The sequence below is a fragment of the Variovorax sp. 38R genome (assembly GCF_014843395.1).
GTDB classification, from domain to species: Bacteria; Pseudomonadota; Gammaproteobacteria; order Burkholderiales; family Burkholderiaceae_C; genus Variovorax; species Variovorax paradoxus_H.
In genome coordinates, this window is sequence record NZ_CP062121.1 from 6,360,988 (window position 1) to 6,377,421 (window position 16,434).

The 16,434-nt window shown below is 71.0% G+C and carries 18 protein-coding genes; 8 read left to right on the forward strand and 10 right to left on the reverse strand.

Translation table 11 applies throughout. The features are described from left to right. Positions 1 to 31: 31 nt before the first annotated feature. Complete coding sequence (locus tag IG196_RS29540) at positions 32 to 889, reverse strand: hypothetical protein (protein WP_192194084.1); 858 nt, start codon at positions 887 to 889, stop codon at positions 32 to 34. 139 nt (positions 890 to 1,028) lie between these two features. On the opposite strand from IG196_RS29540, the gene IG196_RS29545 reads away from it, so the two are divergent. After that, complete coding sequence (locus IG196_RS29545; protein WP_099793925.1) at positions 1,029 to 1,763, forward strand: helix-turn-helix domain-containing protein; 735 nt, start codon at positions 1,029 to 1,031, stop codon at positions 1,761 to 1,763. On the opposite strand, the gene pyrF is transcribed toward IG196_RS29545, so the two are convergent. The 6 genes from pyrF to IG196_RS29575 are packed head-to-tail and all read right to left on the reverse strand — an operon-like array spanning position 1,760 to position 6,533. Next, positions 1,760 to 2,584, reverse strand: coding sequence for an orotidine-5'-phosphate decarboxylase (gene pyrF / locus IG196_RS29550; RefSeq protein WP_056577070.1), 825 nt, complete (start codon positions 2,582 to 2,584; stop codon positions 1,760 to 1,762). The genes IG196_RS29545 and pyrF overlap by 4 nt on opposite strands. Before the next feature lie 33 nt (positions 2,585 to 2,617). Further along, complete coding sequence (locus IG196_RS29555; RefSeq protein WP_192194085.1) at positions 2,618 to 3,454, reverse strand: uracil-DNA glycosylase family protein; 837 nt, start codon at positions 3,452 to 3,454, stop codon at positions 2,618 to 2,620. Continuing rightward, positions 3,451 to 3,993: a ribosomal protein S18-alanine N-acetyltransferase gene (rimI, locus tag IG196_RS29560; RefSeq protein ID WP_099793929.1), complete on the reverse strand. Its 543-nt coding sequence runs from the start codon at positions 3,991 to 3,993 to the stop codon at positions 3,451 to 3,453. The genes IG196_RS29555 and rimI overlap by 4 nt, the downstream gene beginning before the upstream one ends. Next, complete coding sequence (gene tsaB / locus IG196_RS29565; protein WP_192194086.1) at positions 3,990 to 4,703, reverse strand: tRNA (adenosine(37)-N6)-threonylcarbamoyltransferase complex dimerization subunit type 1 TsaB; 714 nt, start codon at positions 4,701 to 4,703, stop codon at positions 3,990 to 3,992. The genes rimI and tsaB overlap by 4 nt, the downstream gene beginning before the upstream one ends. Then, positions 4,696 to 5,718: a DMT family transporter gene (locus IG196_RS29570; protein WP_192194087.1), complete on the reverse strand. Its 1,023-nt coding sequence runs from the start codon at positions 5,716 to 5,718 to the stop codon at positions 4,696 to 4,698. The genes tsaB and IG196_RS29570 overlap by 8 nt, the downstream gene beginning before the upstream one ends. A 47-nt stretch (positions 5,719 to 5,765) precedes the next feature. Next, positions 5,766 to 6,533, reverse strand: coding sequence for a DeoR/GlpR family DNA-binding transcription regulator (locus tag IG196_RS29575; RefSeq protein WP_192194088.1), 768 nt, complete (start codon positions 6,531 to 6,533; stop codon positions 5,766 to 5,768). 78 nt (positions 6,534 to 6,611) lie between these two features. Here IG196_RS29575 and IG196_RS29580 point away from each other — a divergent pair, with 78 nt between their 5' ends. The 3 genes from IG196_RS29580 (at position 6,612) to IG196_RS29590 (ending at position 10,372) form a co-directional block, all read left to right on the forward strand. Continuing rightward, complete coding sequence (locus IG196_RS29580) at positions 6,612 to 7,199, forward strand: GDP-mannose pyrophosphatase (protein WP_192194089.1); 588 nt, start codon at positions 6,612 to 6,614, stop codon at positions 7,197 to 7,199. Positions 7,200 to 7,206: 7 nt separating this feature from the next. Beyond that, positions 7,207 to 8,640: a D-alanyl-D-alanine carboxypeptidase/D-alanyl-D-alanine-endopeptidase gene (gene dacB / locus IG196_RS29585; protein WP_192194090.1), complete on the forward strand. Its 1,434-nt coding sequence runs from the start codon at positions 7,207 to 7,209 to the stop codon at positions 8,638 to 8,640. A 133-nt stretch (positions 8,641 to 8,773) separates the two neighbouring features. Beyond that, positions 8,774 to 10,372, forward strand: coding sequence for an alpha/beta hydrolase family protein (locus IG196_RS29590; RefSeq protein ID WP_192197192.1), 1,599 nt, complete (start codon positions 8,774 to 8,776; stop codon positions 10,370 to 10,372). Positions 10,373 to 10,399: 27 nt separating this feature from the next. Here the strand turns inward: IG196_RS29590 and IG196_RS29595 are convergent, their stop codons facing one another. From IG196_RS29595 to purE, 3 genes are read right to left on the reverse strand one after another with little or no spacing between them, the layout of a single operon-like run. Beyond that, positions 10,400 to 11,401: an L-threonylcarbamoyladenylate synthase gene (locus IG196_RS29595; protein ID WP_192194091.1), complete on the reverse strand. Its 1,002-nt coding sequence runs from the start codon at positions 11,399 to 11,401 to the stop codon at positions 10,400 to 10,402. Then, positions 11,398 to 12,597, reverse strand: a complete 1,200-nt coding sequence (locus tag IG196_RS29600; protein ID WP_192194092.1) for a 5-(carboxyamino)imidazole ribonucleotide synthase — start codon at positions 12,595 to 12,597, stop codon at positions 11,398 to 11,400. The genes IG196_RS29595 and IG196_RS29600 overlap by 4 nt, the downstream gene beginning before the upstream one ends. Next, the gene (purE, locus tag IG196_RS29605) at positions 12,594 to 13,145 is read right to left on the reverse strand and encodes a 5-(carboxyamino)imidazole ribonucleotide mutase (RefSeq protein WP_192194093.1); all 552 of its coding nucleotides are present in this window, start codon (positions 13,143 to 13,145) and stop codon (positions 12,594 to 12,596) included. Before purE ends, IG196_RS29600 begins: the two co-directional genes overlap by 4 nt. Before the next feature lie 36 nt (positions 13,146 to 13,181). Here purE and IG196_RS29610 point away from each other — a divergent pair, with 36 nt between their 5' ends. The 4 genes from IG196_RS29610 to IG196_RS29625 all read left to right on the forward strand — a co-directional run bounded on the left by IG196_RS29610 (position 13,182) and on the right by IG196_RS29625 (position 16,423). Continuing rightward, a complete protein-coding gene (locus IG196_RS29610) occupies positions 13,182 to 14,102 on the forward strand; it encodes a tetratricopeptide repeat protein (protein ID WP_192194094.1) in 921 nt (306 codons plus the stop codon). A gap of 124 nt (positions 14,103 to 14,226) precedes the next feature. Further along, positions 14,227 to 14,535 (forward strand): helix-turn-helix domain-containing protein, encoded by a 309-nt coding sequence (locus tag IG196_RS29615; protein WP_062481916.1) that lies wholly within the window; start codon positions 14,227 to 14,229, stop codon positions 14,533 to 14,535. A gap of 49 nt (positions 14,536 to 14,584) precedes the next feature. After that, positions 14,585 to 15,874 carry a type II toxin-antitoxin system HipA family toxin gene (locus IG196_RS29620; RefSeq protein WP_192197193.1) on the forward strand — a complete coding sequence of 430 codons (1,290 nt, stop codon included), beginning with the start codon at positions 14,585 to 14,587 and terminating at the stop codon, positions 15,872 to 15,874. A 105-nt stretch (positions 15,875 to 15,979) separates the two neighbouring features. Further along, positions 15,980 to 16,423: an META domain-containing protein gene (locus IG196_RS29625; RefSeq protein WP_192194095.1), complete on the forward strand. Its 444-nt coding sequence runs from the start codon at positions 15,980 to 15,982 to the stop codon at positions 16,421 to 16,423. Positions 16,424 to 16,434: the final 11 nt, after the last annotated feature.

Below are 16,434 nucleotides of genomic sequence, written 5' to 3' on the forward strand. Positions count from 1 at the left end.
TGCGCCACGGCGTTCCCGTGGTCAGGCCGCGTCATGCCGCGATGGCGGCAGGGTCGGGATTGTGCCGCAGCAGGGTGGCGCGCCAGCCCTTTTCGAGGCGGTACAGCGCCATCAGCACGGGCAGGCCGGCCATCGACGCCACCAGGTGCTTGAGCGTGTGGCCCGACACGAGCTGGCCGGTGGCTTCGTAGATGGCGTGGTCGCCCAGCTCGCAGAGCTTGGCCACCCCATAGAACGCGATCACCCAGCCCAGCTTGAGCCCGACGGCGCCGCGCATCGGCGTGGTCAGCGCCAGCGTGAGCACCACCGCCATGCCACCGAACTGCACCAGCGCCCAGGGCAGCACGTTGCCGGTTTCCTGGCAGACCTCGGCCGCCAGCAGGCCAGCCGTGAGCACGAACCAGGCGGCCGGCCAGCCGGCGCGTTGGCTGACGCGCTCGCAGACGGCGATGCCGATCAGGCCCGCAAAGGCCACGGCCATGCCGGCGCGGTCGGCGGCGAGCCGGGGCGCGTCGGGCAGCAGGTGATAGAAGGCCGAGCCGGCGGCGGTGGCGATCAGGCCGGCGAAGAACAGCCAGGCGCAGTCCAGCGTGTTGTCGGGCGGGTCGTTGGCGGGCGGTGCCAGCGGAAACCCGGCCAGCGCCTCCTGGTGCGAACGGTCGATGCGGTTGAGCCGGTACAGCCCCAGGCAGCCGATCACCAGGAACGGCAGGTTGCTCAGCACGTCCATCGCGTTGGGCAGGTGCAGCAGCGGCCGGTTGTCGGCGAACACCGCCGCAATCGCCACGTCGGCGGCGGGCAGCGCCGGGCCGAAGAAGGCGATGAGCAAGAGCAGCGCGAAGGTGAACAACAGTCCGCGTTCGCGGCGTGTCAGGGTGGGCAAAAGCATGGCGTTCCTCGGTGGGGGTGGTGTCTGGCGGGTGGAATTTAGTTGCCAGCCCTCCCCCAGGCATCGAGAATCGATACGAGGCACTATTTCACACCCTTCGGTATCCTTTTTCTATACCTTCAACCCGTACCCTCCCTTCATGAGCACCACCGTCGACCTGGTCCAGGCCCTCAAGAACGAACTCAAAAGCGCCCGCATGACGTATGCCGATCTGGCCCGGTCGCTGGACATGGCGGAGTCCAGCGTCAAGCGCATGCTGGCCAAGAGCGACATGCCGCTGTCACGCGTCGACGCGATCTGCCGCGCCCTGAAGATCGATTTCGCCGAGCTGGCGCGGCGTGTGGCCGACGCCCAGCCGCTGCTGAAGGAACTGACCCACGAGCAGGAAAAAGCCGTGGTCAAGGACAAGAAGCTGCTGCTGGTGGCGATCAGCGTGCTGAGCCAGTGGACGCTGGAGCAGATCGTGGCGTCGTACCGGATCACCGAGCCCGAGTGCATCGGCTGCCTGGCGCAGCTGGACCGCATCGGCATCATCGAGCTGCGCCCGCTCAACCGGTACCGCCTGAAGCTCGCGAAAACCTTCCGCTGGCGCCCGCACGGCCCGGTGATGGAGTTCTTCCGCGAGAACGTGGTGCTCGACTACTACAAGGGCGGCTTCGACGGCCCGGCCGAAGGCCTGCTGCTGGTGCACGGCTCGATCAGCCGGTCATTGGCACCGGCCTTCCTGGAGCGGCTGCAGCGCGTGGCGCAAGACTTCGCGCAGCAGCATCAGACCGACCAGAAGCTGTCGGCCAAGGATCGCGAGGGCTACACCCTGCTGCTGGGCATGCGCAACTGGGAGTTCGAGGCGTTCACGCGCCTGCGCAGGAACTAAGGCTTGGCGGCTTCCAGCGCGTCGCGTGTCGTACGCGCCGCGTTCTTCGCCGCATCGGCGAAGTCTTCGCCCGACGAGGCGTAGATGATCGCCCGCGACGAGTTCACGATGATCGGCGCGTCGGCACGCCAGCCGGCGCGCACCGTGGCGACCGCGTCGCCGCCCTGGGCACCGACGCCCGGGATCAGCAGCGGCACCGTCGGCGCGAGTTCGCGCACGCGCTCGATCTCGGCCGGGTAGGTCGCGCCCACCACGAGGCCGAGCTGGCCGTTGAGGTTCCACGGGCCCTGCGCCAGGCGGGCGACGTGCTCGTACAGGAAGGGCTGGCCCTCGACGCTCGCAAGCCGCTGGCCCTGCAGGTCCGAACCGCCGGGGTTGCTGGTGCGGCACAGCAGGAAGGCGCCCTTGCCTTCGTGCTTGAGGTAGGGCGCGACCGAGTCGAAGCCCATGAAGGGCGACAGGGTCACGGCGTCGGCGCCGTAGCGCTCGAAGGCTTCGAGCGCGTACTGCTCGGCGGTGGAGCCGATGTCGCCGCGCTTGGCGTCAAGAATCGTGGGCACGTGAGGCGCGTTGCGGCGCATGTGCTCCATGAGGCGTTCGAGCTGGTCTTCGGCGCGGTGGGCCGCGAAGTAGGCGATCTGGGGCTTGAAGGCGATGACCAGGTCGGCCGTCGCGTCGACGATGCGCGCGCAGAAGTCATAGATGCGGCTGGCGTCGCCCTTGTACGCCCCGGGGAATTTGGCGGGCTCCGGGTCGAGGCCCACGCAGAGCAACGAACCGTTGGTTTGCTGTGCGGCGGCCAGCTTGTCGAGAAAAGTCATGGGGCCCGATTTTACGGACCCCGCCCGCCGGCCTCAGGCCGTGGGGGTGGCTTGCTCTGCCGCCAGGCACAGGTCGGCCCAGGCGCGGGCCTTGTCGGCCGGGTTGCGCAGCAGGTAGGCGGGGTGGTACGTGGCGACCACCGGCACGCCGTTCGCCGACGCCAGCGGCACGGCGCGACCGCGCAGCTTGCCCAGCGGATCGCGGCTTTGCATCAGGCTCTGCGCGGCCAGCGGGCCCATCGCCAGCACGACACACGGCGCCAATGCTGCCGCGTGGGCGTCGAAGGCGGCGTCGATCGGCTGCGGGCTGCCGGGCTGGCCGGCGGCCACGCCGCGGTGCGTGCGCATCAGGTGCACGGGCGTGCGACCGTCGTGCAGCTTCAGCGCGCGCAGCATGTTGTCGAGCAGGCGGCCGGCGTCACCCGCGAAGGGCTCGCCGTGGCGGCCGTCGGCCTCGGGCGGCATGTCGGCCACGACCAGCCAGCCGCCCTGCACCGGCGCCGTGGCATCGGCCTTGTCGGCGTACAGGCGGCAGGGCGCTTCGACCAGCACGGCGGCGCCTTGCGCCACAGGCGGTGCCGCGACGGGACGCGGGGCCGGGGCGGCCACGGGGCGGGCGACGGGCGCGGGCGCCGGGCGTGGCGGAGGCGGTGCGTCGTAAGCCTGGTCGCGATCGTCAAGCTCCAGCGGCGGGCCTTCGGGCATGTCGGGCATGCCCGAATCAGCGGCCACGGGGGCCTCCGGCTCGGCTTCGACTTCGATCTCTGGCTCCGGCGGCACGGGCCACCAGACCTTCACGCCCATCTCGTCGAGCATGGCGCGCTGGCGCGCGTCCAGGCGCAAGGTGTGTACAGCGGCGGTGTCCGTCATCGCAAAGCTCCCCAGGCGGAGCCTGTTTCGTTGAGGCGCATGCTCATGACGACCGCGTCTTCACGCTTGCCGTCGAACGCCGGGTAGTAGCCCTTGCGCACGCCGACGCTGCGAAAGCCTTGACGCAGGTAGATGTCGAGCGCGCGCCGGTTGCTTTCGCGCACCTCGAGCCACAGCCACAGCGCGCCCTCGCCGCGCGACCAGCCGGCCAGCGCCTCGAGCATGAGCGGCGCCCAGCCCTGGCGCTGGAAAGCCGGCGCCACGGTGATGTTGAGCAGGTGCACCTCGTCCACGCCCTTCATGGCGACGAAGTAGCCGATGAGCGTTTCGCCCAGGCTGGTGCAGGGCGATTCGACACCCGCTGCCACGCCGGGCGCCAGCAGGCACTGGCAGTGGTAGCCCACGGCCATCGAGTCGGTGAAGTTGGCGCGCGTCCAGGGGTGCGTGTAGGCCGTCTGCTCGACCGCGCACACGGCATCGATCCGCTCGACGGTGAGCGGTTCAAGACGGGCTTCGACGGACTGGAGGACAGCGCTCATGCAGGGTTCGGCGGAACGGCAGCGGCAGCAGCCTTGATGGCGGCGCGTTCCTCGGTGGTTTGCGCCACTTTATCGCGAACATAGAGCGGCCAGGCCTGCGCGGCGGGCACGGTGCGTCCGGCCGCGAGCAGCGCGGGCGCCAGCCGCAGCATGGCGGCGGCCGTGGGCAGCACCTCGTGGCAGGCCGTGGCGGTCGCCAGGCGCGGGCCGTAGGCGGTGAAGGCGTTGCCGGCGAGCGCCCAGCCGGCCGGCACCTCGAGCGCCTCGGGGGCGAGCAGCAGCGGCTCGGGGTCGCCGCCGAACGGGCCGGCGGTGTCGAAGTCGTAGTGCGCAGCGTAGAGCTGGTCCATGCGCGCATCGAGCACGGCCACCACGCGCTGCGCACCGAAGGCATGGCGCGCCTCGTCGGCCACGGCCAACAGGGTGTCGACCGGCAGCAGCGGCACCTTGGCGCCGAAGGCCAGGCCCTGCGCCACCGAGCAGGCGGTGCGCAGGCCGGTGAAGGAGCCCGGGCCGCGCCCGAAGACGATGGCGTCGAGCTCGGCCAGCGCGAGCCCCGCGTCGGCGAGCAGCTGGCGAATCAGCGGCAGCAGCGTGCTCGACGCCTGCGCGCCGCCCACGCCGCTGTGCGCCAGCACGCGGTCGCCGTGGCGCACCGCGACCGACAGGTGCTCGGTGCTCGTGTCGAAGGCCAGCAGCTTGTCAGACATTCGGACGCCCCATTCCCGCCGGGCACGGCGTCGGGCAGACCGGCGCCACGCGCACGGCCGTGGCCTTGCGCACGCCGAACAGGATGCCGGCCGTCACCAGCGCGAGGCCGGCGATCAGGCTCCAGTGCATCGGTTCGCCCAGCCACAGCACGGCGCCGAAGGCCGACAGGCCCGGCACCAGCGCCGTGATCATGGTGGTGCGCACGGGGCCGAAGTGCTGGATCATTTTGGTGAAGGTGATGCCGGAGATCACGACCGAGCCGAGGCCCTGGAAGGCCATCTGGAACGCGACCTCACCCCACGGCGCGCTGCCGATGTGGCTGACGACGGCACCCGAGGCCACCAGCAGCGTGTAGACCGGCACGTAGGTCATCAAGGCAAACACGGTGATGGCGATGGTCGCGCGCACCGCGTCCAGGCCGTGGCGGCGCGCCACGATGCTGTAGCAGGCCCAGCAGAAGGCGGCGCCCATGAACATCAGGTCGCCCTTCCAGACCTCGCCGCCCTCGAAGGCGTGCAGCAGGCTGCGCCCGCCGACCACGAGGTCGCCCGCGACGATCATCGCCAGGCCGATGGCGCGCGTGGGCGTGATGCGGTCGCGCAGCACCAGCGCGGCCAGCAGCGTGGTCCACAGCGGAAGGCTGCCGGGCATCAGCACGGCGGCATGGCCGGCCGGCGCGAAGAAGAAGCCGCTGTAGGCGATGAGCGCGTAGGCCACGCCGCCGAAGATGCCGGCCGTGGCCGTCACGCGCAGCGACAGCGGCGACAAGCCGAAGAACGAGGACACCGCGCCGCGGTGCTTCGTCGCCAGCCAGGCGCCCCAGGGCACCAGCACCAGGCTGGCGCCGCAGACGCGCGCAAAGGCGAGATCGAAAGGCGTGAGCGAACGCGCGGCGGAGGCGCGCGCGATGAGGATGAAGGCGGTCCAGACCACGACGGTGACCACGGCCGCGCCGATGCCGAGCATGCGGGGAGACAGGAGGGGCGGGGAGGTCTGCGGGGGCGCGGCGGGCATCCCGCCATTATCGAGGGCGGACCTCGGCCGCGCAGGGACGGGGCGAATCAACCAGCCTCGTCGGCGCGCAGGATCGCCAGCCCGGCCGCGCGCAGCGGCGCCAGCGCCTGCTCGGAGGCCTGCGGTGCCACCAGCAGCTGCGTTGCGTCCGCCAGCGGATTGATCACCCAGGCCGACGCGGCCCCGAGCTTTTCGGACGAGGCCAGCACGACGGTCTCGGCCGCCGCGGCCATGAGCGCGCGCTTGATCTCGGCCTCTTCCGCGTCGCCCGTGGTCAGGCCCGCCTCGGCGTGCACGCCGGTGACGCCCATGAAATACGTGTCGGCATGGATGCGCGAAATGGCCGCCATGGCCGCCGCGCCGACCGCCACCATCGAATGCCGGAAGAGGCGCCCGCCGATCAGCACCACCTCGATGCCGGTGTGCGCCTGCAGCTCGACCGCCACCGACGGGCTGTGCGTGACCACCGTGGCCTGCAGCGTGGGCGGCAGGTGGCGCGCGAGCTGCACGGCCGTGGTGCCGCCGTCGATGAACACCACCTGCCCCGGCTTCACGAGGCGCGCGGCGGCGCGGCCGATGGCCACTTTTTCGTCGGGCGCGAGCTGCTGGCGCCCGGTGAAGTCGGCCTCGGCCGCCGCCACCGGCAGGGCGCCGCCGTGCACGCGCTGCAGCAGCCCTTCGGCCGCGAGCTCACGCAGGTCGCGGCGGATGGTGTCTTCGGACAGGGCCAGTTCCTCGCTGAGTGCCTTGGCGACGACCTGGCCGTCGCGCCGCAGGACCGAGAGGATGTGTTGCTTGCGCGATCGGGTGAGCATGGGTCGATGATAGCGAGTTTGCACGTTATTGCACGAATCATCTTGATATTGCACGAATCCGGTTTTATGCTCGCCGCCATGACCATCCACGACCGCGTCCGGGTGCACGAAGTCACCCTCCTGTCCGACAACTGGTACACGCTGCGCACCACCGCCTTCGACTGGCGGCGCAACGACGGCGAGTGGCAGCGCATGCACCGCGAGACCTACGACCGCGGCAACGGCGCCACGCTGCTGCCCTATCACCTCGGCCAGCGCACGGTGCTGCTCACGCGGCAGTTCCGCTACCCGGCCTTCGTGAATGGCCACGACGAGCTGCTGATCGAAGCAGCCGCGGGCCTGCTGGACAACGCCGCGCCCGAGGAACGCATCCGCGCCGAGGTCGAAGAAGAACTGGGCTACCGGCTCGGCGCGGTGCAGAAGGTGTTCGAGAGCTTCATGAGCCCGGGCTCGGTGACCGAGAAGCTGCACTTCTTCGTCGCGCCCTACGAGGCCTCGATGCGCGTCGGCGCGGGCGGCGGGCTGGCGGAGGAGGGCGAGGACATCGAGGTGCTCGAGCTGCGCATCGACGAAGCGCTGGCCATGGTGGCCGACGGCCGCATCGCCGACGCCAAGACGATCATGCTGCTCTACCACGCGAAGCTGCACGTGTTCGCGCCGGGATAATCGGCGGATGCCTCTTGCCTTCCGCCACGCGCCCCGTGCGCAGACTCTTGCGCTGACCCTTGCACTGCTGGCCCCGCTCGGTGCCCTCGCCCAGCAAGCCCTTCCGCCCCAAGTCGATGCCGCCCTTGCGCGTGCCAAGGTGTCGCGCGACGCCGTGACCTTGCTGGTGGCCGATGCCGACGCGGGCCGCGCGCCGCGCCTGGCCTGGCGCTCGCAGGTGCCGGTGAACCCGGCCTCGATCATGAAGCTGGTGACCACCTACGCGGCGCTCGACCTGCTCGGCCCGGCCTACAGCTGGAACACGCCGGTCTACGTCGAGGGCTCGGTGGCCAACGGCGTGCTCAACGGCAACCTCTACATCAAGGGCCAGGGCGATCCCAAGCTGGTGCTCGAGCGCGTGTGGCTGCTGCTGCGCCACGTGCAGGGCCTGGGCATCACCACCGTGAGCGGCGACATCGTGATCGACCGCAGCGCCTTCGAGACCACGGTCGAGAACGACCCGGCCGCCTTCGACGGCGAGCCGCTGCGCCCCTACAACGCCTCGCCCGACGCGCTGCTGGTGAACTTCAAGTCGGTGAACATGACGTTCGCGCCCGACCGCGCCGGCCAGTTCGCACGCGTGAGCTACGAGCCGCCGCTGGCCAGCGTGGCGATGCCGCCCACCGTACCGCTGGCGCCCGGCGAATGCGGCGACTGGCGCGGCGCGCTCAAGCCCGACTTCAGCGACGTGAACCGCATCCGCTTCAACGGCGGCTTCCCGACGGGCTGCGGCGAGAAGAGCTGGGCCGTGGCGTACGCCGACCCGCGCACCTACAGCCTGCGCGCCATCGGCGGCATGTGGGCCGAGATGGGCGGGCGCGTCGGCGGCCAGATGCGCGAGGGCCGCGTGCCCGCGAGCCTGAAGCCGGCCTTCGACTTCGAATCGCCGCCGCTCGCGGAAGTGGTGCGCGACATCAACAAGTACAGCAACAACGTGATGGCGCAGCAGGTGTTTCTCACGCTCGGCCTCACGCAGAAGCAGCGCGGCACTTTCGAAGCGTCGCGCAGCGCGATGGGCCAGTGGTGGCGCGACCGCATCGGCACCGGCGAGGCGTCGCCGGTGTTCGAGAACGGCTCGGGCCTGTCGCGCGACGAGCGCATCAGCGCCGCCGCGCTCGGCAAGATGCTGCAGGTGGCGTGGCGCTCGCCCGTGATGCCCGAGCTGATGGCCTCGCTGCCCGCCATGGGCGTGGACGGCACGCTGAAGCGGCGCACGCTGCGCTCGGGCGGCGCGGCCCACCTGAAGACCGGCACGCTGCGCGACGCGTCGGGCGTGGCCGGCTACGTGCACGGCGCGAGCGGCCGGCGCTACGTGCTGGTGGCCATTGCCAACGGCGAGAACGCCGGTGCCGCGCGCGCCGCCTTCGATGCGCTGATCGACTGGACCGCGCAGGACCAGTGACTCGGACGGGGCCTGGCCCGTTCCGCTACTGAATAGGTTCTGCTGGCAAACGCGGCTTGCGCGCGGCCATGGCGCTGCCCAGAATAGGACGCTCGTTCGTTTTCGATACAAATCCAGGAGACGCGTCTTGACCTTGCAGCATCCACGGCATTCCCAGCCCTCGACCTTCTCGGCCCGCCGGGTCACCGCCACGGCGACGCTCGCCGGCGCCACGCTGTTGCTCGCCGCCTGCGGCGGGGGCGGCGGTGGTGGGGGCGGCATCGGCTTTCCGCCGCCGGGCGGCGGCAGCGACACCGGGCGCGGCTCGGTCGTCACCAGCCCGCCCGAGCAGGGCACCAAGCTCACGGCCGACCAGTTCAGGGCCAGCCTGCAGGCCTCCGACCAGGGCAAGGCGCTGCTGCAGGTCACCGGCGCGCCCAAGTGCGGCGTCGACATGCGCTACCTCGAGTACCGCACCGTCGGCGGCAAGAACGAAGCCACCAACGCCACCGCCGCGATCATGGTGCCCTCGGGCTCCGACGTCGCCTGCAGCGGCGGGCGCCCCGTGGTGCTGTACGCGCACGGCACCACGCCGGCGCGCAACTACAACCTCGCCAAGTGGACCGACTCCACCCAGCCGGCCGCCGGCGAGGGCCTGATGGTGGCGGCCATGTTCGCGGCGCAGGGCTACATCGTGGTGGCGCCCAACTACGCGGGCTACGACAAGTCGACGCTGCCCTACCACCCCTACCTCAACGGCGATCAGCAGGGCAAGGACATGGTCGATGCGCTCACCGCGGCGCGCAAGACCTTCTCGGACATCGGCGCGAACGACGCCGGCTCGCTGTTCATCACCGGCTACTCGCAGGGCGGCTACGTGGCGATGGCCGCGCACCGCGAGATGCAGGCCACCGGCAAGACCGTGACGGCCTCGGCCCCGCTGGCCGCACCCTCGGCCATCAGCCTCTTGACCGACTACACCTACCTGGGCTGGCCCGCGCTGGGCTCCACGCTGTTCGTGCCGCTGCTGTCGACCAGCTGGCAGCAGCAGTTCGGCAACGTCTACGGCAGCCCCAGCGACGTCTACGAGGCGCAGTACGCCACCGGCATCGAGACGCTGCTGCCGAGCCTCACGCCGGGCACGCTGTTCTCCAGCGGCAAGCTGCCGCAGCTGGCGCTGTTCCCGGCCGACGGCAAGCCGGGCCCGGTCAGCCCCGAACTGTCGATCTTCTACGGCGCCAACAACCTCATCAAGCAGAGCTTTCTCACGCAGGCGGCCACCGACATCCAGTCGAACACCTGCCCCGGCAACGCACTGCCGGCCACGGCCGCGTCACTGGGTTCGGCCACGCCGCTGGACTGCAAGCCCGCCACGGGCTTCCGCAAGGCGGCCATCGCCAACGACCTGCGCAACTGGGTGCCGACCAAGCCGATGCTGCTGTGCAGCGGCGCGAACGACCCGACCGTGAACTTCCTGAGCACCCGCGCCACGGCCGGCTACTTCCGCGCCAAGGGCATGCCGGCCGCCGCGCTCGCGGTGGTCGACCTGGAAGACCGCGGCGCCACCGACAGCTATTCGGCGGCACGCGCAGGCTTCGCGCAGGCGAAGGACCTGCTGGCACAGAGCACGCCGGGCAGCGCCGCCGACAAGGCACGCGCCGTGACCGCGGCCTACCACGGCACGCTGGCGCCGCCGTTCTGCCTGGCGGCAGCACGCGGGTTCTTCCAGGGTGTGTTGGCGGCCGGGGGCTGAGCCCCGCAGCAGCCGATCAGGCGTTGATCAGGCCGCTGCAGCGCGCTGCAAGCGGTCCTTGACGCCTTCCCACTCGGGCGTGTCGGGCGGCGTCTCGACCCAGATCAGCTTCACGCCCTGCGCGTCGAACTCGCGCAGCACCGCGAACAGCTGCTGCGCGGCGGCGGCGGCGTCGTCGGGCATGCGCCGCAGCAGCACGCGCTGCGAGCGGCTGCGCACATTGCTGCGCGTCCACACGGCGATGTGCGCGGCGTTGGCGCCGAGCACGTCGAGGCCGGTCTGGATGGCCTTGGGGTCCATGAGCCGCACCTTGGCATCGGGCGCGTAGTGCGCCTCCAGCGTGCCCGAGGCGCGCGGGTCGGGCGTGTCGAGCACCTCGCGGTCGCGCAAAGGCTCGCCGGCGGCGGCCTCGATCTGCGCGCGCGTGATGAGGCCCGGGCGCAACAGCACGGGCGCGCCGCGGCTGCAGTCGACGATGGTCGATTCGATGCCCACTTCGCAGGCGCCACCGTCGATCACCAGCAGCGCGTCGCCGAACTCGTCGTGCACGTGCTGCGCCGTGGTCGGGCTGACGCGGCCGAAGCGGTTGGCGCTCGGCCCCGCCAGGCCGGGCACGCCCTGTTCGGCGCAGACCTCGAGCAGTGCCTGCGCCACCGGGTGCGCGGGGCAGCGCAGGCCGATGGTGTCCTGCCCGCCGGCCGCCGCCGTGCCCACGCCGGGCTGGCGCGTGACGATCAGCGTGAGCGGGCCGGGCCAGAAGGCCTGCACGAGCTTCTGCGCGAAAGGCGGCAGCGGCTGGGCAAAGCGCGACAGCGCCTGCGCGCCCTTGGCGCCCGCCGCCACGTGGACGATCAGCGGATGGTCGGCCGGCCGGCCCTTGGCCGCGAAGATGCCGGCGACGGCGGTGTCGCTGCTGGCGTCGGCGCCCAGGCCGTAGACGGTCTCGGTCGGGAAGGCGACCAGCCCGCCCGCGCGCAGCACGCGCGCGGCCTCGGCGATGGCGTCGGGAGCGTGGCCGTCGAGGATCATGCGAGCGCCGGCAGGCCCAGCAGCAGCGCGGCCTGCGAGGCGTTGGCGCGCACGCTCTCGAGCGTGGCGCCGGTGAGGGTCAGGTGGCCCATCTTGCGACCGCGGCGCGGTGCCAGCTTGCCGTACAGGTGCAGGTGCGTGCCGGGCACGGCGAGCACTTCGCTCCAGCGCGGCGCGACCGGCTTGATGCCGTCGCCTTCGCCGTCGGGAAACCACAGGTCGCCCAAGAGGTTGAGCATGACGGCGGGGCTGTGCTGGCGCGGCGCGGTCAGCGGCAGGCCGGCGAGGGTGCGCACCTGCAGCTCGAACTGCGACACATCGCAGGCTTCCATCGTGTAGTGGCCGCTGTTGTGCGGGCGCGGCGCCATTTCGTTGACCACCAGCGAGCCGTCGGCCAGCGCGAAGAACTCGACGCACAGCACGCCCACGTAGTCGAGGCCGCTGGCGATGCTCCTGGCGGAATTGACCGCGCCCTGCGCCACGGTCTTGGGCATGTTCTGCGGATGCACCTCGGTCACGGCGAGGATGCCGTCGCGGTGCAGGTTGCGCTGCGGCGGGAAGTGCACGATCTGGCCGTCGCGACCGCGCGCCAGGATCACCGAGCACTCGAACTCGAGCGCCAGCATCTTCTCGAGCACGCAGGGCACGCAGCCCGCGGCCTGCCAGGCCTCGACCAGCTCGGCGCGCGTCTTCACGCGCTGCTGGCCCTTGCCGTCGTAGCCCAGGCGGGCGGTCTTGAGGATGCCGGGCAGCAACTGCTCGTCAACGGCGGCCAGTTGCTCCGCGGTCTCGATGACGGCATAGGGCGCGCAAGGCACGCCGCAGCGCGTGAAGTGCGCCTTCTCGGCAATGCGGTCCTGCGCGATGGCGATGGCCGAGGCGGCGGGCGACACCGGCCGCGCGACCGCCAGGTGCTCCAGCGAGGGCGCGGGCACGTTCTCGAACTCGGTCGTCACCGCGTCGGCCAGGCCGGCGAGGCGGGCGAGGCCGTCGACGTCGGCGTAGTCGGTGTGGATGTGGTGATGGCTCACGCGGCCGGCGGGGCTGTCGGCGTCGGGGTCGAGCACCGCGGTGAAGTAGCCCATGCGCTGGGCCGCGTGCGCGAACATGCGCCCGAGCTGGCCGCCGCCGAGCACGCCGAGCGTGGCGCCCGGGAGAATGGGCAGATCGCCCGCATGGCCGGTGACGCCGCTCACAGCGCACCCCCGCCTTGCGGCGAGAAGGGTGACACGGGGGATACCGCGCCCGCTTCGGGCGGCGGCAGCACCATGGCCTCGGCGGCGGCGGTCTGGGCCGTGCGGAAGGCGTCGAGCCTGGCGCGCAGCGCGGGGTTGTTCACCGCCAGCATGGCCACCGCGAACAGCGCCGCATTGGCCGCGCCGGCGGTGCCGATGGCAAAGGTGGCCACGGGCACACCCTTGGGCATCTGCACGATGCTGTAGAGGGAATCGACGCCCTGCAGGTGGCGGCTGGCCACCGGCACGCCGAGCACCGGCACCGTGGTTTTGGAGGCCAGCATGCCCGGCAGGTGGGCCGCGCCGCCCGCCCCCGCGATGATCGCGGTGAGCCCGCGCCCGGCGGCGCTTTCGGCGTACGCAAACAGCGCATCGGGCATCCGGTGGGCCGAGACCACCTTCGCTTCGTGGCTGATTCCGAATTGCTGGAGAATCTCGACCGCGTGGCGCATCGTCTCCCAATCGGAGTTCGAGCCCATCACTACACCGACCTGAATGGTTTCGTTCATGGTTTCAATTTTACGTTTCACCCCCAGCTGTTCCCGATGATCGACATCACTCTCGAAAATTTCCAGTCCGAGCTGATCGAAGGCTCGGTCGCCACGCCGGTGCTGCTGGACATCTGGGCCGAATGGTGCGGCCCCTGCAAACAGCTCGGCCCGGTGCTCGAAAAACTCGAAACCGAGTACGCCGGCCGCTTCACACTGGCCAAGCTCGACGCCGACAAGGTGCCGCAGATTTCGTCGCAACTGTCCGAAATGTTCGGCGTGCGCAGCATCCCGTTCTGCGTGATGTTCAAGGACGGCCAGCCGGTCGACGGCTTCGTCGGCGCCATTCCGGCCGAGAAGATCCGCGAATTCCTCGACAAGCACGTGCCGGGCGCCGACGAGGCCGAAGCCGCCTCGGAAGGCGCTGCCGCGCAGGAAGCGCTGGCCGAGGGCGACACCCTGGGCGCGCTCGAGAAGCTGCAGCACGCCGTGGCCACCGACCCGGCCAACGACGACGCGCGCTTCGACTACATCAAGCTATTGCTGCAGGAAGGCCGCATCGACGACGCCAAGGTCGCCTTCGCCCCGGTGATCGCCAAGACCACGCTGGTGCGCCGCTTCGATTCGCTGCAGCGCTGGATGGACGCCATCGATTTCGCAGCACCCGTCACAGGCTCCGCGCCGACGCTGGGCGATTTCGACGACAAGATCGCCGCCAACAAGCGCGACTTCGACGCCCGCTTCGGCCGCGCCCGCCTGCTCATGGCCGCCCAGCGCTGGACCGACGCGATGGACGAGCTGCTCGACATCCTGATGCGCGACAAGAGCTGGAGCGAAGACCTCGCGCGCAAGACCTACATCGCGATCCTCGACGTGATCGAGCCGCCGAAGGTGAAGGTCGCCGACGGGCAGATTCCGCCGGACGATCCGGTCGTGGCCACCTACCGCCGCCGCCTGAGCAGCGTCGTGCTGAGCTGAACGACGCATTGCGCCTTTCGGTGCGCAATTGAACAAGAAAGCGACCTGTGGGTCGCTTTTTTATTGCCACCGCCGCCCCAAATAGATAGCATTGCTACTCAATTTCCGATAAAAGCGTATTGCAATGCTCCAACTGACCGAAGAACTCGAAAAAGCCCGCAAGGCCGGCGGCCTGAGCCAGGAGGCGCTGGCCACGCGCGCCGGGCTGTCGCGCATGACGGTGCAGCGCATCGAAAGCGGGCAGATCGATCCGCGCCTGTCGACGCTGCTCGAAATGGCGCGCGTGCTGGGGCTCGAACTCATGCCCGTGCCCGCCAGCCTGCGCCCACAGCTCGAAGACTTCGTGCGCTCGGGCGGGCGCCTGCTCGGCCAGCCGGCGGGCGTGGGCGCGCCGCCGTCCATCGCGCAGAGCCTGGCTGACGAGAACCGGTGAGGCGGTGAGCACGCGCGCCGTCTTCAGCACCGGCATCCGCTACCTGCGGATGCACCTGCACCTGCCCGGTGGCGGGCGGCGCGCCATCGGTTACCTCTCGCAGTACGGCGACATCCTGCGTGTGTCTTTCGACGAGGCCTACATCGCCGACCCGGGCCGCCCCACGTTGTCGCTGGCCTACCGCGGCGCGGATGAGGCCGCCACGCGCGCCATCCTCGCGTCGGCGCGCGACACCCGCGTGTCGCGCAGCGACGGCCGCTGGCCCAGCTACTTCCAGAACCTGCTGCCCGAGGGCCACAACCGCGAGCGCCTGGCGCAGCAGCGCGGTTGCGCGGCCGACGACGAGTTTGAGCTGCTGGCCGCCGCCGGCCACGACCTGATGGGCGCGCTCGAGGTCGAGCCGGTGCCCACGTCCGAAGGCATTCCGGACACCGTGCGCCACTGGCACACGGCGCTGGGGCTCGACGTGCTCGAACCCGGCTTTGTCGAGATGCCGGTGGAAGACGCCGCCGCCATCCCCGGCGTGGTGACCAAGTTCTCGGCGGTGCAGGACGGGCGGCGCTACGTGGTCAAGCGCCACGGCGCGGCGGGCTCGTTCATCCTCAAGCTGCCGAGCACGCGCCACCCCGACCTGGTCGCCAACGAATACACCGGCTACCGCCTGTGCGGCGCGCTCGGCCTCGACTGCGCGCAGGCCCACGTGATCGACCGCGCCGACGCCGACCTGCCCGAGCAGGTGCCCTTCGAGCAGATTCTTGCGGTGCGCCGCTTCGACCGCACGCCCGAGGGCGGGCGCATCCACATGGAAGAGTTTGCGCAGGTGCTGCAGTACGAGCCGCGCCAGAAGTACGGCCGCGGGCTGGCCACCGACTGGCCCGCCATGCTGCGCGTGCTCGACCGCCTGTCGCCGAACCCGGTGGCCGACGTGCGCGAGTGCGTGCGCCGCCTCGTCGCCTTCATCCTGCTGGGCAACAGCGACGCGCACCTGAAGAACTGGGCGCTGCGCTACCCCGACGGCGTGGCGCCGGTGCTCGCGCCGCTGTACGACCCGGTCTGCGTGGCCGCCTTCTTCGAGGACGTGCCGGCGCGCGACTACGGCGTCAACCGCGCCATCGACACCACGCTGCGCGCCTTCGATGGGCCGGCGCTGGAGGCGCTGCTGCGCGCGGCCGGGCTGCTGCGGCCGGCGCGTTTGATGGCCATCGCGCGCGACACCGTGCGCCAGGCCCAGGCCGAGTGGCCCGCGCTGCTGGCGCAGGACGGCACGCCCGCCAGCGTGCGCCGCTGCGTCGAGGCGCGTCTCGCGGGTGGCGTGGCCCTCGCGGCGTTGGCCGCCTGAAGAAGAAGCCCGGACGCGCCAACGGGCCTGTCTTCGCACCGGTCACGGCGTCGCATACGATGGCGCCGGTTTTAACTTGTTGCAGATTGAAAAGGAAAATTGGCCATGCGTTCCTTCGCCCGCCGTACCGCGCTCCCCGCCGTTGCCTCGGCCGCGCTGCTGCTGACCGCCCTGACCGGTTGCGGCAGCGGCATCAGCCTCGACGAGCCGATCGAAGGGCCGGTGTGGCGCCTGGTGCAACTGGGCGACGAGCCCATCGCGCCGGGCGGCGATGCCCAGCTGCAGTTCGACCGCAACAGCGGACGCGTCAGTGGGTCGGGCGGCTGCAACCGCGTCACGGGGTCGTTCACGCGCGCGGGCGTGTCGCTCAAGCTCGGCCAGATGGCCGCGACGCGCATGGCCTGCGCCGACCCGGTGCGCGGCGCCAACGAGGCGCAGTTCCTGTCGGCGCTGCAGAGCACGGCCAGCTACCGGCTGGCGCCGGGGCGGCTCGCGCTGCTCGATGCGGGCGGCCGCACGGTCGCGCTGCTCAGCAGCGGTAACCGTTAACGAAAAAACAG

Excerpts from the sequence above, each read along its gene's own strand:
- IG196_RS29575 (WP_192194088.1), bottom strand. The coding sequence starts at position 6,533 with ATGCTCACCCGATCGCGCAAGCAACACATCCTCTCGGTCCTGCGGCGC.
- IG196_RS29610 (WP_192194094.1), top strand. The coding sequence starts at position 13,182 with ATGATCGACATCACTCTCGAAAATTTCCAGTCCGAGCTGATCGAAGGC.
- IG196_RS29620 (WP_192197193.1), top strand. The coding sequence starts at position 14,585 with ATGCACCTGCACCTGCCCGGTGGCGGGCGGCGCGCCATCGGTTACCTC.
- IG196_RS29570 (WP_192194087.1), bottom strand. The coding sequence starts at position 5,718 with ATGCCCGCCGCGCCCCCGCAGACCTCCCCGCCCCTCCTGTCTCCCCGC.
- IG196_RS29625 (WP_192194095.1), top strand. The coding sequence starts at position 15,980 with ATGCGTTCCTTCGCCCGCCGTACCGCGCTCCCCGCCGTTGCCTCGGCC.
- tsaB (WP_192194086.1), bottom strand. The coding sequence starts at position 4,703 with ATGTCTGACAAGCTGCTGGCCTTCGACACGAGCACCGAGCACCTGTCG.
- purE (WP_192194093.1), bottom strand. The coding sequence starts at position 13,145 with ATGAACGAAACCATTCAGGTCGGTGTAGTGATGGGCTCGAACTCCGAT.
- pyrF (WP_056577070.1), bottom strand. The coding sequence starts at position 2,584 with ATGACTTTTCTCGACAAGCTGGCCGCCGCACAGCAAACCAACGGTTCG.
- IG196_RS29595 (WP_192194091.1), bottom strand. The coding sequence starts at position 11,401 with ATGATCCTCGACGGCCACGCTCCCGACGCCATCGCCGAGGCCGCGCGC.
- rimI (WP_099793929.1), bottom strand. The coding sequence starts at position 3,993 with ATGAGCGCTGTCCTCCAGTCCGTCGAAGCCCGTCTTGAACCGCTCACC.
- IG196_RS29555 (WP_192194085.1), bottom strand. The coding sequence starts at position 3,454 with ATGACGGACACCGCCGCTGTACACACCTTGCGCCTGGACGCGCGCCAG.
- dacB (WP_192194090.1), top strand. The coding sequence starts at position 7,207 with ATGCCTCTTGCCTTCCGCCACGCGCCCCGTGCGCAGACTCTTGCGCTG.
- IG196_RS29580 (WP_192194089.1), top strand. The coding sequence starts at position 6,612 with ATGACCATCCACGACCGCGTCCGGGTGCACGAAGTCACCCTCCTGTCC.
- IG196_RS29545 (WP_099793925.1), top strand. The coding sequence starts at position 1,029 with ATGAGCACCACCGTCGACCTGGTCCAGGCCCTCAAGAACGAACTCAAA.
- IG196_RS29540 (WP_192194084.1), bottom strand. The coding sequence starts at position 889 with ATGCTTTTGCCCACCCTGACACGCCGCGAACGCGGACTGTTGTTCACC.
- IG196_RS29615 (WP_062481916.1), top strand. The coding sequence starts at position 14,227 with ATGCTCCAACTGACCGAAGAACTCGAAAAAGCCCGCAAGGCCGGCGGC.